Here is a 4226-nt window from a genome sequence, read left to right as displayed (position 1 = left end):
CCCACGGTGACGTGCGGTGACCGAAACGGCTCTACCAGGGTGCGGCGGACGTACGGGGCGCCCATCTCTCGAGAGCGCCTCGAGGGTGGACCCGTTCTCCGGTAGGTCCCTCGCGCTGCCGGGCCCGTCATCGAACGGTGATGGTGAGATCCTGGCCGTCTGTGGGTCACTTGGGTGACGGTAGAACAGTGATAGAGCTTCGGTGTGTCCGATTGTGCAACACACATTTACGAGAACCAGGGACAGACAGGTGTGTTGTTTTCGGACACTCTTCCGCTCGGACGCCCTCTTAGTGTGACTCCACCGACTCGGCGATCGACCAAGTTCGCCTATGACATCAAGGAGATCACCATGGCACTCGATCCTGTAGTCGAGCAGCTGATAGATACTTTGAACGAGCAGGGACTGAAGTCGTTCGAGCAGATGAGTGTTGCTGAAGTCCGTGAGGTCATCGAGTCCTTCAGCGGACTCCAGGCGCCGAAGGCGGATCTTGCTCGTGTCGTCGACACGGTCTACCCCGGACCGGATGGCGACCAGGCCGTGCGTCTCTACATTCCGGAGTCCGAGGCACCCCTGCCGGTTGTGGTGTACATCCACGGCGGCGGGTGGGTTGCGGGCAGCCTCGACGTTACCGAGCAGCCATGTCGCGCCCTGGCCGCGGACGCCCGAGTCATCGTGGCCGCCGTGAGTTACCGGCTCGCTCCCGAACACAAGTTCCCTGCCGCACCCGAAGACGCGTTCGCCGCTCTGAATTGGGTAGTCGAGAACGCGGCCGACTTCGGTGGTGACGCGACGCGTGTAGCCATCATGGGTGACAGTGCCGGTGGCAATCTCGCCGCCGTCACCGCCCTCCGGGCACGTGATACCGGATCGCGGACACTGTGCGCTCAGGTGCTGATCTATCCGGTTATCGACGGCACGGCACGATTCCCATCGCGGGAGCAGAACGCCGAAGGCTACCTCATCACCGCAGCAGCGATCGACTGGTTCTGGGAACAGTACCTGGCCACACCGGAAGACGCCGAGAACCCGTACGCCTCGCCAGCCAAGGCGAAGAACTTGTCGGGGCTTCCTCCGACCCTGATGTTGGTCAACGAGTACGAGGTCACACGCGACGAATGCCTGAACTACGGGCGGATGCTGACCGAGCAGGACGTCCCGGTCCAGGTCGAGCTGTATGACGGTCTTGTCCATGGCGTGTACTGGATGTCCGGCGCAGTTCCGCGCAGCGCTGAATTGCACAGCGCGGTCGTTGAATTCCTCGGCAAACAGTTCGCTCGCTGACCGCGAGTAACGGGTGGCTGCGCCGCAGTCACGTGCTGCGAGCACAGCCACGCTTGGTACTTGCACAGCGCGTGCCCGCCGGCGTGTTGCACTCCTTCTCCATTGCGGCGTGATGTGATGACATCGGCACGGGTGCCCGCCGTGCCGTTCTCATGAACCGCGCTGGAGCGGGTTCTCGCCGTTCCGGATGGGCCCGAGGTTCGGTTGCCGTCGGTCAGGCCCCGGTCCGGGGCAGTGGAGGTTCGGCGGGGCGCGTCGCGGTATTCAGGTTCTCGCGCAGCGCGCGACTGGTCCACCCGTTGGCTCCTCGAAGTGGCCGGTCCGCCGGCAAGCAATCCTCGGGCACTGGATGTGCACGAGACAAGAACACAGTCGTCCGGTTTCTCCTCGGGCATTCCAGGTCTGTCGAGATCTCCACGCTCTGGCGGGTGAGCACCATGTACCTCAACCCCGGTGTTGAGGTACCAGTCCGTGAATCACTGCTCGATCCGACCGGATTCGTCGAACTTCACGACATCGTTCCTGTTGATGCGACTGCCTTGTCGAACGTCCACGTGTCCGCACCGGTGATCGAGGAGCTTGCTACGCCAGTCATCCTCACTCGCCGGTGAATGCGGCAGTTCGCTTCTCCATGAGGGCGTCGACTGCTCTCGTGTGATCGGTGGTCTGTTGAACCAGCGCCTGCAGTGCAGCGGACAGTTCGAGGAGACTGTCGAGGCTTTGGTGCTGCCCTTCGCGTAAGAGTTTCTTGGCCATCCGTACCGAGTGTGGAGGATTGGCAGCCACTCTGTTGGCGAGTGCGCGAGCTTCGTCGAGCAGCTGATCGGGAGGGACGACATTCGAGACCAATCCCCACTCGAGCGCCTGGGTTGCGTCGACACGGTCGCCCGTGAGAATCATCTCGGCCGCCCGCGCCATACCGACCGCCTTGGGTAACAGCCAGGCGCCCCCGTCACCCGGGATGATGCCCAGCTTGACGAAGCTCTCTGCAAAGAAAGCTTTTTCGCTGGCGATTCGGAGGTCGCACATGAGGGCGAGATCGCACCCGGCACCGATTGCAGGGCCGTTCACCGCTGCGATCAAAGGCACGTCGCAGTTGTACATCGCTCGTGGAATCCGTTGTATCCCAGCTCGGTAGCCATCGCGTTGTTCGTGAGGTTTCCCGCCGAACAATCCCCGACGAGTCGCCATGTCCTTGACATTGCCACCGGCGGAGAATGTCGATCCCGCGCCGGTGACAATGACAGCGCGTACTCCGTAGTCGGCGTTGACGGCATCCACGCAGGCGACCAATGCGTCGACTACGTCCATCCCTGAGACAGGGTTTCTTTCAGCCGGCCGATTGATCGTCCACGTTTCGATGAATCCGTCGCGTTCTACGAGAACTGGATTTTCCATGTATGTATCTTCCCGATCTTCACTGCAATCGATTATTCGGACAGTGTCCTGCTGACTGGCATGCACACGAACTCGGCGGCGGTCTGGGCCGAAGCAGACCGCCGCCGAGACATGTTCATCCTTCGTCGGCGCGCTTCGCGTTCAGTTGCGCGCCACACATGCGGTGTTCAGGCGAGCCCCAACTTCGGCCGTAGCCACTGGGCAATGCGGTTCAGCGCCTGATCCGCCTCGGGTGCCCGTCCCGCGTTGAAGTGGAAGACATGCTGCTGCTCCTCGACCACGTCGAGTACGGCTTCGCTCCCTACTTTCTCGATCAACTCGACCACACGGCGGGAGTCGTCGAGCAGAGTCTCATAACCGCCGACCGATACATAGACGGGAGGGAAGTCTGTGTAGTCTCTGAGCAGGGGGTTTGCCCGCGGGTCCGTTGCTTCGGAGAGTTCCGACAGGAACATCTCCCGCATCATCTCGAGAACAGCCCTCTTGGCCAATACGTCGACCGCGTCGTTCGATTCGATCGTCAGTCCCTTGATCTCCATATCGAGCCACGGCGAGAGAGCGACGACGGCGGCCGGAATGGGAAGTGCCATGCCCGCAAGTTCGAACACTGTCGAGATGGCGAGATTGGCGCCGGCCGAGTCGCCGACCGTCGCTGTGTGTTCCGCCTTGTAACCCTGCGTGCGGAGCCACTCGTGGACGGCAACGCAGTCTTCGAGTTGAGCCGGATGCTTCGCCTCCGGCGCAAGCCGGTAGTCCACGACGAGTGCGTGGACACCCGCCAGTTTGGCGAGATGCGCTGCAAGCTTGCGATGGGAAAAGCGTGAGCCTGTTACGAATCCGCCGCCGTGAGTGAAGACGATCACCCGGTCTTCGGCGGCGCCCAGCGGCTTGGCCCATGTCGCCGGCACGCCGTTGGCTGTCACTTCTTCATACGTGACGTCGGTGGGTTCGATGGTGGGAAGATGCCATTCTTCGAACATGTCTCGCTGACCTGCGAGGTCCATACCTTCGGACCGTCGAAGCCAGGAAGAGTACAGGTCGTTGAGGAACAGCGATTCTTTGCTCACGGACATGTGTTGCTCACTTTCATCACCGCTCGAGAAGGGGAGATTGACTGCTCAGAAAAGCGTGAGGCTCTTGTATCGCGTACGCACGGTGTCATTCCACCCAGTCGGGTGGACGGGAAAACCACTCGGGCAGTTCAGCAATTGCCTCGGTGTGTCGAAATGTCGGCACCCACAGATCGCCACGCCGGTTCGGCGTCGAGGCTTACGCCGTCAAGGCTGTGACGTGATGGTTCCGCGATTCCGCTGATCGAACTCTTCGAATCCGTCGCCCGCTGTGTATGCGCACAGATGCGGGTCACGCGGGTCGTCTGGGTCGGCGCGACTGGAAGAGTCCTGACTGCAGCCCAACGTAGAGATGCTGCAACCACGTTCCACCGAAGTGGATCGTGCCCGGAGTGTCCTCAGATCCCTACGAGGGGTCCGATGACGGTCAAGTCCCGTGAGGTGGTGTACGACGTCGTCGCGTGATTCCTCGTG

4 protein-coding genes are annotated in these 4226 nt (G+C 61.7%); 2 read left to right on the top strand and 2 right to left on the bottom strand.

All coding sequences use genetic code 11. The features are described from left to right. Nucleotides 1-351 precede the first annotated feature (351 nt). Nucleotides 352-1284 (top strand): alpha/beta hydrolase, encoded by a 933-nt coding sequence (locus tag I0Q12_RS23395; RefSeq protein WP_197255190.1) that lies wholly within the window; start codon nt 352-354, stop codon nt 1282-1284. A gap of 428 nt (nt 1285-1712) precedes the next feature. After that, nucleotides 1713-1895 carry a hypothetical protein gene (locus tag I0Q12_RS23390; RefSeq protein WP_197255188.1) on the top strand — a complete coding sequence of 61 codons (183 nt, stop codon included), beginning with the start codon at nt 1713-1715 and terminating at the stop codon, nt 1893-1895. Here I0Q12_RS23390 and I0Q12_RS23385 read toward each other — a convergent pair. Both I0Q12_RS23385 and I0Q12_RS23380 read right to left on the bottom strand, forming a co-directional pair. After that, nucleotides 1882-2682: a crotonase/enoyl-CoA hydratase family protein gene (locus tag I0Q12_RS23385; protein ID WP_197255186.1), complete on the bottom strand. Its 801-nt coding sequence runs from the start codon at nt 2680-2682 to the stop codon at nt 1882-1884. The genes I0Q12_RS23390 and I0Q12_RS23385 overlap by 14 nt on opposite strands. A gap of 167 nt (nt 2683-2849) precedes the next feature. Beyond that, on the bottom strand, nt 2850-3755 hold the full coding sequence (locus I0Q12_RS23380; RefSeq protein WP_197255184.1) for an alpha/beta hydrolase: 906 nt from the start codon (nt 3753-3755) through the stop codon (nt 2850-2852). Between the last annotated feature and the right edge of the window lie 471 nt (nt 3756-4226).

The sequence above is a fragment of the Rhodococcus sp. CX genome, from assembly GCF_015865005.1.
Taxonomy (GTDB): domain Bacteria; phylum Actinomycetota; class Actinomycetes; order Mycobacteriales; family Mycobacteriaceae; genus Rhodococcus.
Note: the sequence above shows the minus strand (reverse complement) of the source record. Positions and strands in the feature narration are given on the sequence as shown.

Bases quoted from the DNA above. Each gene is read 5' to 3' on its own strand.
- I0Q12_RS23385 (WP_197255186.1), bottom strand. From the start codon at position 2,682: ATGGAAAATCCAGTTCTCGTAGAACGCGACGGATTCATCGAAACGTGG.
- I0Q12_RS23395 (WP_197255190.1), top strand. From the start codon at position 352: ATGGCACTCGATCCTGTAGTCGAGCAGCTGATAGATACTTTGAACGAG.
- I0Q12_RS23380 (WP_197255184.1), bottom strand. From the start codon at position 3,755: ATGTCCGTGAGCAAAGAATCGCTGTTCCTCAACGACCTGTACTCTTCC.